The 15257-nt window shown below is 72.7% G+C and carries 12 protein-coding genes; all 12 read right to left on the bottom strand.

The window, feature by feature from the left end; all coding sequences use genetic code 11:
* Positions 1-129 precede the first annotated feature (129 nt).
* Entirely contained in the window at positions 130-771 is a 642-nt protein-coding gene (locus tag AC067J_RS13740; protein ID WP_478298976.1) for an arsenate reductase/protein-tyrosine-phosphatase family protein, read from the bottom strand.
* A gap of 29 nt (positions 772-800) precedes the next feature.
* Positions 801-1448 (bottom strand): L-threonylcarbamoyladenylate synthase, encoded by a 648-nt coding sequence (locus AC067J_RS13735; RefSeq protein ID WP_478298720.1) that lies wholly within the window; start codon positions 1446-1448, stop codon positions 801-803.
* A 46-nt stretch (positions 1449-1494) separates the two neighbouring features.
* Positions 1495-2361, bottom strand: coding sequence for a peptide chain release factor N(5)-glutamine methyltransferase (gene prmC / locus AC067J_RS13730; protein WP_478298719.1), 867 nt, complete (start codon positions 2359-2361; stop codon positions 1495-1497).
* A gap of 58 nt (positions 2362-2419) precedes the next feature.
* Positions 2420-3496, bottom strand: coding sequence for a peptide chain release factor 1 (gene prfA, locus AC067J_RS13725; protein WP_478298717.1), 1077 nt, complete (start codon positions 3494-3496; stop codon positions 2420-2422).
* 127 nt (positions 3497-3623) lie between these two features.
* Complete coding sequence (rpmE, locus tag AC067J_RS13720; protein WP_030057539.1) at positions 3624-3845, bottom strand: 50S ribosomal protein L31; 222 nt, start codon at positions 3843-3845, stop codon at positions 3624-3626.
* 160 nt (positions 3846-4005) lie between these two features.
* Positions 4006-5274, bottom strand: coding sequence for an LCP family protein (locus tag AC067J_RS13715; protein ID WP_478298714.1), 1269 nt, complete (start codon positions 5272-5274; stop codon positions 4006-4008).
* 194 nt (positions 5275-5468) lie between these two features.
* Positions 5469-7562: a transcription termination factor Rho gene (gene rho / locus AC067J_RS13710; protein WP_478298712.1), complete on the bottom strand. Its 2094-nt coding sequence runs from the start codon at positions 7560-7562 to the stop codon at positions 5469-5471.
* Between the two features lie 659 nt (positions 7563-8221).
* Complete coding sequence (gene thrB / locus AC067J_RS13705; RefSeq protein ID WP_478298711.1) at positions 8222-9157, bottom strand: homoserine kinase; 936 nt, start codon at positions 9155-9157, stop codon at positions 8222-8224.
* Between the two features lie 376 nt (positions 9158-9533).
* Positions 9534-10631 carry a threonine synthase gene (gene thrC, locus AC067J_RS13700; protein ID WP_478298974.1) on the bottom strand — a complete coding sequence of 366 codons (1098 nt, stop codon included), beginning with the start codon at positions 10629-10631 and terminating at the stop codon, positions 9534-9536.
* 9 nt (positions 10632-10640) lie between these two features.
* On the bottom strand, positions 10641-11933 hold the full coding sequence (locus AC067J_RS13695; protein ID WP_478298709.1) for a homoserine dehydrogenase: 1293 nt from the start codon (positions 11931-11933) through the stop codon (positions 10641-10643).
* Positions 11934-12071: 138 nt separating this feature from the next.
* Positions 12072-13466: a diaminopimelate decarboxylase gene (gene lysA / locus AC067J_RS13690; RefSeq protein WP_478298707.1), complete on the bottom strand. Its 1395-nt coding sequence runs from the start codon at positions 13464-13466 to the stop codon at positions 12072-12074.
* 89 nt (positions 13467-13555) lie between these two features.
* The gene (gene argS / locus AC067J_RS13685) at positions 13556-15217 is read right to left on the bottom strand and encodes an arginine--tRNA ligase (protein WP_478298706.1); all 1662 of its coding nucleotides are present in this window, start codon (positions 15215-15217) and stop codon (positions 13556-13558) included.
* Positions 15218-15257: the final 40 nt, after the last annotated feature.

Raw genomic sequence — 15257 nt, 5'->3', positions numbered from 1 at the left:
AGAGGGTGAGGGTTCCTCCAGCGTAGGACCGGCCCCCCGGAGCGGCACGGCGGCGCGGGCCGGGGTGCACCCGCCCGGGCGTGCGGTCGACACGGCCGGGGGCGTCACGCCCTGCGCGGGCGGCTCCGCTCAGAAGCGCGCGGGGACCCCGGTGAGCGCGGTCACCACCGGGTCGACGGCGTGGAATATCTCCTCGCCGCAGTTGCGGAACATGCCGATCGGCGCGCCGTACGGGTCGTGCACCTCGTCCGACTCCGGGTTCGCGGCGAGCAGCCAGCCGCGCAGCGAGGCGGCGGCCCGGACCAGGGCGCGGGCGCGCTCGGTGACGTCGGCGCCGCGCCGCGGGTCCGGGAGGGTGCCCGGGTCGATCGTCCGGACCAGGCGGGTGAACTCCTTCATGGTGAAGGTGCGCAGACCGGCCTCGTGGCCCATCGAGATGACCTGGGCCCGGTGGTCCAGGGTCGCGGTGAGCACCAGGTCGGCCTCGACCACGTGTTCGTCCAGCAGCTCGCGGCCGGTGAAGCCGCCGCTGTCGGCGCCGTACTCGTCCAGCACCGTGGCGGCGTGGTCCTCCATCGGTGCGCCCTCGTGGCCCCAGGTGCCGGCCGACTCGACCAGGATGCGGCCGGCCACCCGGGGGTTGAGCCGGGTGTCCAGCTCACGCCGGGTGAGCCGCTCGGCGATCGGCGAGCGGCAGATGTTGCCGGTGCACACGTACAGGATCCGGAAGTGGTCCAGCGGCCTGGGGCCCACGCTCAGGTACGGCGATATGCCGGGCCCGGCATGGAGGGAGGCGGCCGTCAACTGCCGGCCTCCAGGTCGGGGACGACCTCCCTCAGCTGCTCGGCGGTGATCGCGCCGGCCCGCAGCAGCACCGGGACCTTGCCGGTGACGTCGACGATCGACGACGCCTGCGCGTGGTCGGCCGTGCCGCCGTCCAGGTACACCGAGATGGCGTCGCCGAGCTGCTGCTCGGCCTCGTCGCAGGTGGACGGGGACGGGCCGCCGGTCCGGTTGGCGCTGGAGACGGCGAGCGGGCCGGTGGCGTTCAGCAGCTCGATCGCGACCGGGTGCAGCGGCATCCGGACGGCGACGGTGCCCCGGGTCTCGCCGAGGTCCCAGCGCAGCGACGGCTGGTGCTTGGCGACCAGGGTGAGCCCGCCCGGCCAGAACGCGTCGACCAGCTCCCAGGCCTGCTCGGAGAAGTCGGTGACCAGCCCGTGCAGGGTGGTCGGCGAGCCGACCAGCACCGGCGAGGGCATGTTGCGGCCGCGGCCCTTGGCGGCGAGCAGGGCGGCGACGGCCTCCGGGGAGAAGGCGTCCGCACCGACCCCGTAGAGGGTGTCGGTGGGCAGCACGACGAGTTCGCCCCGGCGGATGGCCGAGGCGGCCTCGCGCAGGCCCGTCGCGCGGTCCCCTGCGTCGGCACAGTCGTAGCGGCGGCTCATCGGTGCGGTCCCCTTCCGAGACAAGGCATCACGTGGACGGGCGCGGTCACAGCGACGCCTTGCGCGCCGTGGTGAATCGCGGCCGGTTGTTCAGGTCGCGGTGGTCGGCGGTGTCGGTCCAGCCGGCTTCCTCGTTGAAGATCCACGGGACCTGTCCGCCCTGGGTGTCGGCGTGCTCGATCACCACGGCGCCGCCCGGGCGCAGCAGCCGGGCCGCGACCCGCTGGATGCCCCGGATGGTGTCCAGGCCGTCCTCGCCGGAGAACAGCGACATCTGCGGGTCGTGGTCGCGGGCCTCCGGGGCGACGTACTCCCACTCGGTGAGCGGGATGTACGGCGGGTTGGAGATGACCAGGTCGAAGCGGCCGTCCCAGGCGCGGTCGTCCTCGAAGGCCCTGGTGGCGTCGCCCTCGTGCAGGCTGATCCGGGCGCGGTCGGGCGAGGCCTCGATGTTGCGCCGGGTGTACGGCAGCGCGCCCTCGTCGAGCTCGAAGGCGTGCACGGTGGAGCGCGGCAGTTCCTGGGCCAGGGCCAGCGCGATGGCGCCGGAGCCCGAGCAGAGGTCGACCACGAGCGGCTCGGCGACGTCCATGTCGCGGACCGCGTCTATGGCCCACTCGACCACCGACTCGGTCTCCGGCCGGGGCACGAAGACGCCGGGGCCGACCGCCAGCTCCAGGTAACGGAAGAACGCCCGCCCGGTGATGTGCTGGAGCGGCTCGCGCGCCTCCCGCCGGGAGACGGCCTCCCAGTAGCGGGCGTCGAAGTCCGCGTCCTTGACCGTGTGCAGCTGGCTGCGCTTGACGTTGTGGACGTGTGCGGCGAGCTCCTCCGCGTCGAAGCGCGGCGACGGCACGCCGGCCGCGGCCAACCGCTGGGTGGCCTGGGCCACCTCGGCGAGTAGCAGGTTCATCCGTACGACCTCTTGCTTCCGCTCTCCGGCCTCGACGTCGGTCTCGCTGCCGCCGGTCTCAGTTCTGGTGGGCCGCGGCCAGCTTGGCCGCCGCGTCCGCGTCGACGCAGGACTGGATCACCGCGTTCAGGTCGCCGTCCAGGACCTGGTCCAGGTTGTACGACTTGAAGCCCGTGCGGTGGTCCGAGATGCGGTTCTCCGGGTAGTTGTACGTCCGGATCCGCTCGGAGCGGTCCACCGTGCGGACCTGGCTGCGGCGGGCGTCGGAGGCCTCCCGCTCGGCCTCCTCCTGCGCGGCGGCCAGCAGCCGCGAACGCAGGATGCGCATCGCCTGCTCCTTGTTCTGCAGCTGGCTCTTCTCGTTCTGGCAGGAGGCCACGATACCGGTCGGCAGGTGGGTGATCCGGACCGCGGAGTCGGTGGTGTTGACCGACTGGCCGCCGGGGCCGGACGAACGGTAGACGTCGATCCGCAGGTCGTTGGCGACGATCTCGACCTCGACCTCCTCCGCCTCGGGGGTGACCAGCACGCCCGCCGCGGAGGTGTGGATGCGGCCCTGCGACTCGGTGGCCGGCACGCGCTGCACGCGGTGCACGCCGCCCTCGTACTTCAGCCGGGCCCAGACGCCCTGACCGGGCTCGGTGCCGCCCCTGGTCTTGACGGCGACGGAGACGTCCTTGTAGCCGCCGAGGTCGGACTCGTTGGAGTCGATGATCTCGGTCTTCCAGCCGATCCGCTCGGCGAAGCGCAGGTACATCCGGAGGAGGTCGCCGGCGAACAGCGCGGACTCCTCGCCGCCCTCGCCCGCCTTGATCTCCAGGATGACGTCCTTCTCGTCGCTCGGGTCGCGCGGGACCAGCAGCAGCCGCAGCTCCTCGGTCAGCTCGTCCCGGCGCGCCTCGGAGTCCTTCACCTCGGCCAGGAACTCGGGCTCCTCGGCTGCGAGTTCGCGGGCGGCCTCGATGTCCTCGCCGGCCTGCTTCCACTCCCGGAAGACCCGGGTGATCGGGGTCAGCTCGGCGTACCGCTTGGCCAGCTTGCGCGCGTTGGCCTGGTCGGCGTGGACGGACGGGTCGGCCAGCCTCGTTTCGAGGTCGGCGTGCTCGACGAGGAGCTCTTCGACTGCCTCGAACATGGGGTGGCCTTCTTCCCGGGGATTCGGTGGGTGGGATCGCGGATGGTGCGGGGGGACGCGAACGGCGCCGGTCCCCAGCGCCCCCGGAACGAGTACGGGGGCGCCGGGAACCGGCGCCGAGGGAGCGCTAGGCCTTCGCGCTGTGCTGCTTGCCGAAGCGGGCCTCGAAGCGGGCCACGCGGCCACCGGTGTCGAGGATCTTCTGCTTGCCGGTGTAGAACGGGTGGCACTGCGAGCAGACCTCGGCGCGGATCTCGCCACTGGTCTCGGTCGAGCGGGTGGTGAACTCGGCACCGCAGGTGCAGGTCACACGGGTGACCACGTACTCGGGGTGAACGTTGGGCTTCAAGGGGTTCTCCTAGTGTTCGGGAGGGCACCGGGTCGGCGGCTGGAATGCCGCACGTGAACCGGGACCGACGGACCAGTCTGCCAGGACCGGCCGCTTCTTCCCAAACCGGGGCGCGATCCGGGATATTCCGGGCCCGCGCCGGGGTACCCGGCGGGCGCGCTCAGTGCCGGGCGGGAGCCGTCGTGGGAGCCGTCGTGGGAGCGCCTGGGGGAGTCGTCGCGGCCGACCCGGTGGGGGCCTTGGCAGGGACACCGGAGGCCTTGGCGGGGGCGCTGGGGACCTTGGCGGGGGCACTGGGGACCTTCGCGGGGGCACTGGGGACCTTGGCGGGGGCATCGGGGGCCACCCGGGCCGGGGCCTTGGCGGGCGCCGTGGGGGTGGCCTGCGCCGGGTTCTCCGGCTGCGCCACGACCACCGCCGACGGCAGCGGCCGGTCGCCCTTCATCGCCGCCCAGACCTGGTCCGCCTGCGGCTGCTGCTGGACCACCCGGTCCGGGTCGCCGGGCGCGGTCACCACCGGCAGGGTCACCATGGTGAGCTGGTCCGGCCCTATCCCCTTGAGCTCCTCGGCCAGCCCGACCAGGGAGTTGACCGAGGCGAGCCCCGAGTCGGTGGTGATGCTGCGGGTCAGGGTGTCGCCCGCCGACCAGAGCTTGGCCGGGTTGGCGAACAGCCCCATCCCGCCGGCCTGCTTGAGCAGCGAGCGCACCATCTGCTTCTGCAGCTCGATCCGGCCGAGGTCGCTGCCGTCGCCGACGCCGTGCCGGGTGCGGACGAAGGCCAGCGCCTGCCGGCCGTCGAGGCGGTGCTCGCCGGGCTGGAGGTCCAGCCCGCTGTCCTTGTCGTTTATGGCCACCGTGGTGGTCACGGTGACCCCGCCCATCGCGTCCACGACCCGGGCGAAGCCCTCGAAGTCCACCTCGACGTAGTGGTCCATCCGCAGCCCGCTGAGCTGCTCCACGGTCTTGACCGCGCACGCCGCGCCGCCGGTCTCGTACGCGCTGTTGAACATCGCGCGCTTCGCGGCCGGGGTGGCCCTCCCCGCGGCGTCGGTGCACGCGGGGCGCGGCACCAGGGTGTCGCGGGGGATCGAGACCACGTCGGCGCGCGAGTGGTCCTGGTTGACGTGCACGACCATCGCGGTGTCCGAGCGGGAGGTGCCGTCGGTGTCCCCGCCGGCCAGGTCGCCGTTGCCGCCGGCTCGCGAATCCGAGCCCAGCACCAGGAGGTTGAACGACCCGTCGGCGGCCGTCGGCGGCCGTGAGGTGCCCAGCGTGGCGTCGATGTCGACGCTCTTGATGTTCCCGTTCAGCCGGTGGTACGCGTAGCCCGCCGCTCCGGCCCCGAGGATGACGAGGGCGGCCAGTGCGCACGCGACCGCACGCGTGATCCTGCGGCGGCGACTCGGAACCCTCTTGTGCTCGGCCATACCGTTCAGAATAAATCGGACAAGATGCTCCAAAGGCCCCAGGATGTCGCAACTCTGGAACAAACCTCCGGAACGCCCCTCCCCGCCAAACCTCCCGCAGGCCTCCGGCGGGTCTCCGCGGGTCTCCGGAAACGACGAACCCCGGCCCGCTCGCGCGGGCCGGGGTTCCGTGTAGCCGAACCGTCTCGCGACGGTCAGTCGCCGGACCCGGGGGTCGTCTTGGCGATCTGCATCAGGAACTCGGCGTTGGACTTGGTCTGCTTCATCTTGTCCAGCAGCAGCTCGATCGCCTGCTGCGAGTCGAGCGCGTGCAGCACCCGGCGCAGCTTCCAGACGATCGCCAACTCCTCGCTGCCGAGCAGGATCTCCTCCTTGCGGGTGCTGGAGGCGTCCACGTCGACGGCCGGGAAGATGCGCTTGTCCGAGAGCTTCCGGTCGAGCTTGAGCTCCATGTTGCCGGTGCCCTTGAACTCCTCGAAGATCACCTCGTCCATCCGCGAGCCGGTCTCGACCAGCGCGGTGGCCAGGATAGTCAGCGAGCCGCCGTTCTCGATGTTGCGCGCGGCACCGAAGAACTTCTTCGGCGGGTACAGCGCGGTCGAGTCGACACCACCGGACAGGATGCGGCCGGAGGCCGGCGCCGCCAGGTTGTAGGCGCGGCCGAGGCGGGTGATCGAGTCCAGCAGGATCACCACGTCGTGGCCCAGCTCCACCAGGCGCTTGGCGCGCTCGATGGCCAGCTCCGCGACGGTGGTGTGGTCCTCCGCCGGGCGGTCGAAGGTCGAGGAGATGACCTCGCCCTTCACCGACCGCTGCATGTCGGTGACCTCCTCCGGACGCTCGTCGACCAGGACGACCATCAGGTGGCACTCGGGGTTGTTGTGGGTGATCGCGTTGGCGACCGCCTGCAGCACCATGGTCTTGCCGGTCTTCGGCGGCGCGACGATCAGACCGCGCTGGCCCTTGCCGATCGGCGACACCAGGTCGATGATCCGGGTGGTCAGGACGCCCGGGTCGGTCTCCAGGCGCAGCCGCTCCTGCGGGTACAGCGGGGTCAGCTTGTTGAACTCGGGACGACCGCGGCCGCTCTCCGGGTCCATGCCGTTGACGGAGTCCAGCCGCACCATGGCGTTGAACTTCTCGCGGCGCTCGCCGTCGCGCGGCTGGCGCACCGCGCCGGTGATGGCGTCACCCTTGCGCAGGCCGTTCTTGCGGACCTGGGCGAGCGAGACGTAGACGTCGTTCTGGCCCGGCAGGTAGCCGGAGGTGCGCACGAACGCGTAGTTGTCGAGGATGTCGAGGATGCCCGCGACGGGGATCAGGACGTCGTCCTCGCCGACCTGCGGCTCGGCCACACCGGCCTCGAAGCCCTCGCGGCGGCCACGGCCACGGCGGTCGCGGTAGCGGCCGCGGCGGCCGCGGCGACCGTCGCCGAACTCGTCGTCGTCGAAGCCGCCCTGCTGCTGCTGCGCCTGCGGCTGGGCCTGCTGGCCACCGGACTGGCGGCTCGGCTGGCCCTCGCCCTGGGTGCCCTGCTGCTGGGTCTGGCGGTCGGCGCGGTCCCGGCGGTTGCGGCGGTCGCGGCGCGACTCGCGGCTGTCGCCGTCCTGGCCGGCCTGGGCGTCGCCGGCCTCCTGGCGGCCCTCGCGCTCGCCGCCCTCGCGGCCGCCGCGGCGGTCCCGGCGGTCACGGCGGGTCTCGGTGCGACCCTCCTCGCGGTTGTCGAAGGCGCGGGCGCCCTCGGGGCGGGCCTCGGCCTGCTTGGCCTCGGTCACCACGGCGGCGGGGGCCTCGGCGGCCTCGGCCACCGGGGCGCCGGCGGCCGAGGTGGCCCGGCGGCGGGTCCGCTCGGCCCGGGCGGGCGCGGCGGCGGTCTCGGCGGCGGCCTGGACCGGGATCTCGATCTGGGCCTGCGCCTCGGCGGCGGGGGCCTCGGCCGCGGCGGCGGCGGCCTTGGTGCGGCGGGCGGGCTTCTCGGCCGGCTCGGCGGTCTCGGCCTTCGCGGCGCGCTTGGCGGCCGGGGCGGCCGCCGGGGCGGACGCGGCGCCGGCGAGCAGCGGGTCGCCGCCGCTCTTCTCCTTGATGGTCTCGATCAGCTGGCTCTTGCGCATGCGTCCGGTACCGGTGATGCCCAGGTCCGCGGCGAGCTTCTGCAGCTCGGCCAGGACCATGCCGTCCAGGCCCGCGGCGGCGGTACGACGGCGCCGCGCCGGGGCCGCGGGGGCGGCGGCTGCGTCCGACGCCTCGGCGTCCGGGCGCGCGCCCATCAGATCGGTGGTGTCGCTCACTAAGGGTCCTTCCCTGGAGCGGACGTCGGCCTGTCTGGCTCGGCGACCGGTTGTGCTGTCCTGACCGACGCTCGTCTGCGTCGGTCCGAGGCGGTGATCCCCCGGATGGCGGTGTGCCGGTCGGGGGAGAGCTGCGAGGTGCGGTGCGTGAAGCACGGTGGTGCTGAGTGGTGTGGTGGAACGGTCGAATAGCCGACCCGCCCCCGGCCTTCGGCAGGGTGGTACCCCCACCCCAGCCTTCGGCCGGGAGATACCCCCACCCCGGCCTCGGCCGGGAGGTATCCCCACGCTGCCTGCGAATCCCGGGCCCCCGTCGCGTGACGGTGGCCCGCGCTCCGCCCGTCCTGGCCTCAAGGTGGGAGGCCGCGGGTGGGAGTCAGGTGCCGTCACGGCTTCGGGATGCGGCCGCAAGTCGCGCAGGCAGGCTGCGTACGCGCTGCGGTGGGCTCCCGGAGAATCGTCGCCCCGTATATCGCCGGGACTCCGCTGGTGCGGAGTGCTGGGATCGGAACGCGGCGCACCTAGCCCCGGAGGGCACCTGGTGCAGCAATGAGGTTAACACTACCGACCCCCTCAGACATTCCCCAGCCTTGCGCTTGCCAATCGTGTCCGGACGGCCCGACTCCGGCTCACCGGCGCGGGCCGCTCCGGACGGGTGCTCAGACGTCGAGCGGGAGCACCGTGGCCCCGGTCCGGTCGAGCTCCAGCCGGTGCGCGGCGAACACCGGGCCGCCGGCCCCGTGGTCCTCCGCGAAGGACAGGACCTTCTGCACGCCCGCCTCGTCGGTGAGCGCGAGCACGGTCGGGCCGGCGCCGGAGATCACCGCCGGGACGCCCTCCGCGCGGAGCGCGCCCACCAGGGCGGCGCTGTCCGGCATCGCGGAGGCCCGGTAGTCCTGGTGGATCCGGTCCTCGGTGGCGGCGAGCAGCAGCTCGGGCCGCCGGGTCAGGGCCTCGACCAGGAGCGCGGCGCGGCCGGCGTTGACGGCGGCGTCGGCCAGCGGGACGGTCTTCGGCAGCAGGCCCCGGGCGGTCTCGGTGAGCACTTCGGTGGCCGGTACGAAGACCACCGGGACGACCTGGTCGGAGGGCTCCAGGGCGACCGCCCGGGCGGTGTCCTCCTCGGTCCAGGCCACCGTGAAGTTGCCGCGCAGACAGGCCGCGACGTTGTCCGGGTGCCCCTCCAGCTCGGAGGCGAGCGCGAGCAGGGCGTCGTCGTCCAGGGCGGACGGGCCGCCGATGGTGACGGCGCGGGCGGCCACGATGCCCGCACAGATCGCGGCGGACGAGGAGCCCAGGCCGCGGCCGTGCGGTATGCGGTTGGCGCAGACCACTTCGAGGCCGCGCGGCTGGCCGCCGAGCCGGTCGAAGGCGGCGCGCATCGAGCGGACCACCAGGTGGCGCTCGTCGCGGGCCAGGCTGTCGGCGCCCTCACCGGCGATGTCGACGGAGAGCCCGGAGTCGGCGACCCGGACGACCACGTCGTCGTACAGACCCAGCGCGAGTCCGAAGGCGTCGAAGCCGGGGCCGAGGTTGGCGCTGGTCGCGGGGACCCGGACCCGGACGGCGGCGGCACGGAACGCAGGACCGGCCATGCGGTGGACTCTCCTGGGGAAATCGGGCGGCGCGAAGCGCGTCGGTGCGAGGGCGGGAGGGGGCTGCGGGCCCCGGCCGGGGCGGTCGGTCACAGTCGATGGTGCGGCCCGAAGCGGGGCCGGACCCGGGGCATGTGCCACACGGCCGAACCCAGAGTATCGAAGAGAGGTTCCACAGCGGTACACCCCGTGGGCCTTCGGTCTGGTGTGTTGCCGGTTCTGGCCGGAATTCATGCCGGATTCGGATCGGAATGCGCCGCTGAAATGACACAGAAGTGGCAGTCGGGAACGACAGCGGGCCGACCCCCGAAAGAGTCGGCCCGGTGTGCGACCGGCCCGGCCGGACGGGCGGCGGGCCCGTCCGGCCGGGGCCGGATCAGTCGAGCAGGCCGAGGCGCCGCGCGGCCGCCTCCGGGTCGATCGGGACCACCTGCGGCTGCGGCGCGCCGGCCACCGCCCAGTCCGGGTCCTTGAGGCCGTTGCCGGTCACCGTGCAGACGATCCGCTGGCCCGGGTCGACCAGTCCGGCCTCCGCCTTGGCGAGCAGGCCGGCCACCGAGGCGGCCGAGGCGGGCTCCACGAAGACGCCCTCCTGCGATGCCAGCAGCCGGTAGGCGGACAGGATCTGACGGTCGGTCACCTTGTCGATCAGGCCGCCCGACTCGTCCCGCGCGGCGAGCGCGTAGTCCCAGGAGGCCGGGTTGCCGATCCGGATCGCGGTGGCGATGGTCTGCGGCTTGAGCACCGGCGCGCCGTCCACGATCGGGGCCGAGCCGGAGGCCTGGAAGCCCCACATCCGCGGGGTGCGGGCGGCCATGCCGTCCGCCGCGTACTCGCGGTAGCCCTTCCAGTACGCGGTGATGTTGCCCGCGTTGCCGACCGGCAGGACGTGGATGTCCGGCGCGTCGCCGAGCATGTCGACGATCTCGAAGGCGGCGGTCTTCTGGCCCTCGATGCGAACCGGGTTCACCGAGTTGACCAGGGCAACCGGGTACTTCTCGGACAGTTCACGCGCAAGGGTGAGGCAGTCGTCGAAGTTCCCGTCCACCTGAAGGATCTTCGCGCCGTGCACCAGCGCCTGGCCCATCTTGCCGAGGGCGATCTTGCCCTGCGGGACCAGCACCGCCGACACCATCCCGGCCCGCACCGCGTAGGCGGCGGCGGAGGCCGAGGTGTTGCCGGTGGAGGCGCAGATGACGGCCTGGGCGCCGTCCTCCTTCGCCTTGGAGATGGCCATCGTCATGCCGCGGTCCTTGAAGGACCCGGTCGGGTTGGCGCCCTCGACCTTGAGGTAGACCTCGCAGCCGGTGCGCTCGGAGAGCACCTGGGCGGGGACCAGCGGGGTGCCGCCCTCCAGCAGGGTGACAACCGGGGTCGCCTCGCTGACCGGCAGACGGTCCCGGTACTCCTCGATCAGGCCTCGCCACTGGTGGGTGTGGGTGCCTCTGGCCGCGTTCTCGGCAACGCCGCTCATCATCTGTTCCTACTCCCCTTCGACCCGCATGATGCTGGCCACGTCGCGCACGCTGTCCAGTGCGCGGAGCTTGTCCACCGTCGCCGACAGGGCGGCGTCGGTGGCGCGGTGGGTGACCACGACGAGCGAGGCGTCGCCGTCGCGGCCCTGCTGGCGCACGGTGTCGATGGAGACCCCGTGCTCGGCGAAGACGGACGCGACCTGGGCGAGCACGCCCGCCCGGTCGTCCACGTCCAGGCTGACGTGGTAGCGGGTGATCACCTCGTCCATCGGCTTGGCCGGCAGCCGGGTGTACACCGAGTCGCCGGGGCCGGTGGCGCCGGCGAGCTTGTTGCGGCAGACCGCGACCAGGTCGCCGAGGACCGCCGAGGCGGTCGGCGCGCCGCCCGCGCCCGGGCCGTAGAACATCAGCCGCCCGGCCGCCTCCGCCTCGACGAAGACCGCGTTGTACGCCTCGCGGACGGACGCCAGCGGGTGCGACAGCGGGATCATCGCCGGGTGGACGCGCGCGGTGACCGACTCGCCGTCGGCCGCCCGCTCGCAGATCGCCAGCAGCTTGACCACGCAGCCCATCTGCTTGGCGGAGGCGATGTCGGCGGCGGTCACCTCGGTCAGGCCCTCGCGGTAGACGTCCGCCGCGGTCACCTTGGTGTGGAAGGCGATGCCGGCCAGGATCGCGGCCTTGGCGGCGGCGTCGAAGCCCTCCACGTCGGCGGTCGGGTCGGCCTCGGCGTAGCCGAGCGCGGTGGCCTCCTCCAGCGCCTCCGAGTACCCGGCGCCGGTGGTGTCCATCTTGTCGAGGATGAAGTTGGTGGTGCCGTTGACGATGCCCAGCACCCGGTTCACCCGGTCGCCGGCCAGCGACTCGCGCAGCGGGCGGATCAGCGGGATCGCGCCGGCCACCGCGGCCTCGTAGTAGAGGTCCACGCCGGCCTCGGCGGCCGCCGCGTGCAGCTCGGTGCCGTCCTTGGCGAGCAGCGCCTTGTTGGCGCTGACCACCGAGGCGCCCTGCCGGAACGCCGACAGGATGAGGTGTTTGGACGGCTCGATGCCGCCCACCACCTCGATCACCACGTCGATGTCGCCCCGGTTTACCAGGGACTCGGCATCGGTGGTGATCAGGTGCTCGGGCACGCCCGGCCGGGGGCGGCCCGCCCGGCGGACCGCGACACCGACGAGCTCGACCGGCGCGCCGATGCGCGCGGCGAGGTCGGCGGCGTCTGTCGTCATGATGCGCGCCACCTCGGAGCCCACCACACCACAGCCCAGCAACGCCACCTTCAGCGGCCGCGTACGCATCATCCGACTCCGCTCTGCATTCATCGTGCTTCGGTAATTCCGGCGGGATTTCACGAGCCCGCCGGAGCTTCGGTCCGTACCAGTCTCCGGGACTTTCCGTACGGATCTACGGTCGTTCCATGATCTGAGACAAGGATTTCGTCATCCGATATCCAGACGCAGGAGATCCTCCTCCGTCTCGCGCCGGACGATCACCCGGGCCGCACCGTCCTTGACGGCCAGCACCGGAGGCTTCAGGGCGTGGTTGTAGTTGCTCGCCATCGAACGGCAGTAGGCGCCGGTGGCGGGCACCGCGATCAGGTCGCCCGGGGCGAGGTCGGCAGGCAGGAAGGCGTCCCGGACGACGATGTCGCCGGACTCGCAGTGCTTGCCCACCACCCGGACCAGCATCGGCTCCGCGTCGCTGGTTCGCGACACCAGGGCCACCGAGTACTCGGCGTCGTACAGCGCGGTCCGGATGTTGTCGGACATCCCGCCGTCCACGCTGACGTACGTCCGCAGGCCCTCCAGCGGCTTGACGGTCCCCACCTCGTACAGCGTGAAGGCCGTCGGGCCGACGACCGCGCGCCCCGGCTCGACCGACAGCCGCGGCACCCGCAGGCCGGCGGCCGCGCACTCGCGGCGGACGATGTCGGCCAGCGCGGCCGCGATCTCGGCCGGCTCGCGCGGGTCGTCGTCGCTGGTGTACGCGATGCCGAGGCCGCCGCCGAGGTCGATCTCGGGCAGCTCGACCCCGTGCTCGTCGCGGACCTCCGCCAGCAGGCCGACCACCCGGCGGGCGGCCACCTCGAAGCCGGCGGTGTCGAAGATCTGCGAGCCGATGTGCGAGTGGATGCCGCGCAGCTCCAGGGCCGCGCCGTGGGCGAGGACCCGGCGGACCGCCTCGGCGGCCGCGCCGCCGGTCAGCGAGAGGCCGAACTTCTGGTCCTCGTGCGCGGTGGCGATGAACTCGTGGGTGTGCGCCTCGACTCCGACCGTGACCCGGATCAGCACCTGCTGGCGCACGCCCTGGCCGGCCGCGATCGCGGCGAGGCGTTCGATCTCCGCGTAGGAGTCGACCACGATGTGGCCGACGCCCGCCTTCACGGCCTGCTCCAGCTCGTGGACGGACTTGTTGTTGCCGTGCAGCGCGATCCGCTCGGCGGGCATCCCGGCGGCCAGCGCCACCGCCAGCTCGCCCGGGCTGCACACGTCGAGGTTCAGCCCCTCCTCGTGCAGCCAGCGCACGACCGCCTTGGAGAGGAACGCCTTGCCGGCGTAGTAGACGTCCGCGTCGCCGCCGAAGGCGTCCCGCCAGGCGCGCGCCCGGGAGCGGAAGTCGGCCTCGTCCATGACGTAGGCGGGGGTGCCGAACTCGGCGGCGATCCGCTTGACGTCGATGCCGCCGACGGTGACGACGCCGTCGGCGCCGCGGGCGACCGTCTCCGACCAGACCTTGGGGTCGAGCGCGTTCAGGTCGGCCGGCGGGGCCTGGTAGTGGCCCTCGGGGAGCACGTCGCCGTGGCGGGGACCTGCGGGGTGTGCGGAGCGACTCATCGGTGTCTCTCGTCCTTGACCTATGGCGAGGGGCGGCGACGGTCCCCGTTGACCGTCCGCCGCCCCCGCTGTGCGCTTCGGGGGTGGTGCTACATCCGCTCGGGCGCCGTCACGCCCAGGAGCGTGAGGCCGTTGGCCATGACCGTGCGGGTGGCCTCGACCAGCCAGAGCCGGGCCCGGTGCGTGTCGTTGAGCTCCTCGTCGCCCTTGGGCAGGAACATGCAGTTCTCGTACAGGCGGTGGTACTTGCCCGCGAGGTCCTCCAGGTAGCGCGCGACCCGGTGCGGCTCGCGCAGCTCGCCGGCCGTGGCCAGGACGCGCGGGAACTCGCCGAGGGCGCCGAGGATGTCGTTCTCCCACTGGGTGGCGAGCAGCTCGGGTTTGAAGTCGGCGGCCGCGCCCTTGTCGACGCCGAGCTCGGCGGCCTTGCGCGCCACGCCGCACATCCGGGTGTGCGCGTACTGCACGTAGTAGACCGGGTTCTCGTTGGTCTGGCTGGTCAGCACGTTGATGTCGAGCGTGATGGTGGAGTCGGTGGAGGAGCGCGCCAGGGTGTAGCGGGCCGCGTCCACGCCGATCCAGTCGACCACGTCGTCGATGGTGATGATGTTGCCGGCCCGCTTGGACATCCGGACCTCTTCGCCGTCGCGAAGCATCTTCACGAACTGGCCGATCCGGACCTCGATGTTGCGGTCCATGTCGTCGCCCGCGCAGGCCGCGATGGCCTTGAGCCGGTTGACGTAGCCGTGGTGGTCCGCGCCCAGCATGTAGACCGAGACCTCGGAGCCGCGGTCCCGCTTGGAGAGGTAGTACGCGGCGTCGGCGGCGAAGTAGGTGGTCTCGCCGTCGGCCTTGACCAGGACGCGGTCCTTGTCGTCGCCGAAGTCGGTGGTGCGCAGCCAGATCGCGCCGTCCCGGTCGAAGACGTGGCCCTGCTCGCGCAGCCGGTCGATGGCCTTCTCGACGGCGCCGGAGTCGTGCAGCGACTTCTCGGAGAACCAGACGTCGAAGTGGGTGCCGAACTCCTCCATGGAGCGCTGGATCTCGGCCACCATGAGCTTGAGGCCCTCGGTGCGGAAGGTCGCGAGCTGCTCGTCCTCGGGCAGGTCGAGCACGCCCGGGACGCCGTCCACGATCGCCTTGGCGATGTCCGCGATGTACTCGCCGACGTAGCCGTCGTCCGGCACCGGCTGCCCGTTGGCGGCGGCCTTCAGCGAGCCGGCGAACTTGGAGATCTGCACGCCGGCGTCGTTCAGGTAGTACTCGGTGGTGACGTCGGCGCCGGAGGCCCGCAGCACGCGCGCCAGCGAGTCGCCGACGGCCGCCCAGCGGACGCCGCCGATGTGGATCGGGCCGGTCGGGTTGGCGGAGACGAACTCCAGGTTGATCTTCAGGCCCTTGAGGGCCTCGTTGCGGCCGTAGGCCTGGCCCGCCTCGACGATGCCGCGCGCCAGCGCACCCTGGGTGGCGGCGTCGAGCGTGATGTTCAGGAAGCCCGGCCCGGCGATGTCGACCTTGGCGACCCCGGGCAGCTCTCGCAGGCGGGCGGCCACCAGGTCGGCCACGGCTCGCGGCGGCTTGCCGGCCGACTTCGCGAGCTGGAGGGCCACGTTGGTCGCGTAGTCGCCGTGGTCCCTGTTCTTGGGTCGCTCGACCGTCACGTGCTCGGGCACGGCGACGGCCAGCTCGCCCGCCTCGACGGCGGCGCTCACTGCGGCCTGGACTGCCTGGGAAAGCTCTGCGGGGGTCACGACGCCAAGCGTAGGCGAGGTGGGGAGGGCACCCGCCACT

The organism is Kitasatospora sp. NPDC042419 (genome assembly GCF_056437345.1).
This window is presented reverse-complemented; position numbering and strand designations above follow the sequence as displayed.

Bases quoted from the DNA above. Each gene is read 5' to 3' on its own strand.
- thrB (WP_478298711.1), bottom strand. From the start codon at position 9,157: ATGGCCGGTCCTGCGTTCCGTGCCGCCGCCGTCCGGGTCCGGGTCCCC.
- prfA (WP_478298717.1), bottom strand. From the start codon at position 3,496: ATGTTCGAGGCAGTCGAAGAGCTCCTCGTCGAGCACGCCGACCTCGAA.
- lysA (WP_478298707.1), bottom strand. From the start codon at position 13,466: ATGAGTCGCTCCGCACACCCCGCAGGTCCCCGCCACGGCGACGTGCTC.
- AC067J_RS13695 (WP_478298709.1), bottom strand. From the start codon at position 11,933: ATGATGCGTACGCGGCCGCTGAAGGTGGCGTTGCTGGGCTGTGGTGTG.
- prmC (WP_478298719.1), bottom strand. From the start codon at position 2,361: ATGAACCTGCTACTCGCCGAGGTGGCCCAGGCCACCCAGCGGTTGGCC.
- thrC (WP_478298974.1), bottom strand. From the start codon at position 10,631: ATGAGCGGCGTTGCCGAGAACGCGGCCAGAGGCACCCACACCCACCAG.
- AC067J_RS13715 (WP_478298714.1), bottom strand. From the start codon at position 5,274: ATGGCCGAGCACAAGAGGGTTCCGAGTCGCCGCCGCAGGATCACGCGT.
- AC067J_RS13735 (WP_478298720.1), bottom strand. From the start codon at position 1,448: ATGAGCCGCCGCTACGACTGTGCCGACGCAGGGGACCGCGCGACGGGC.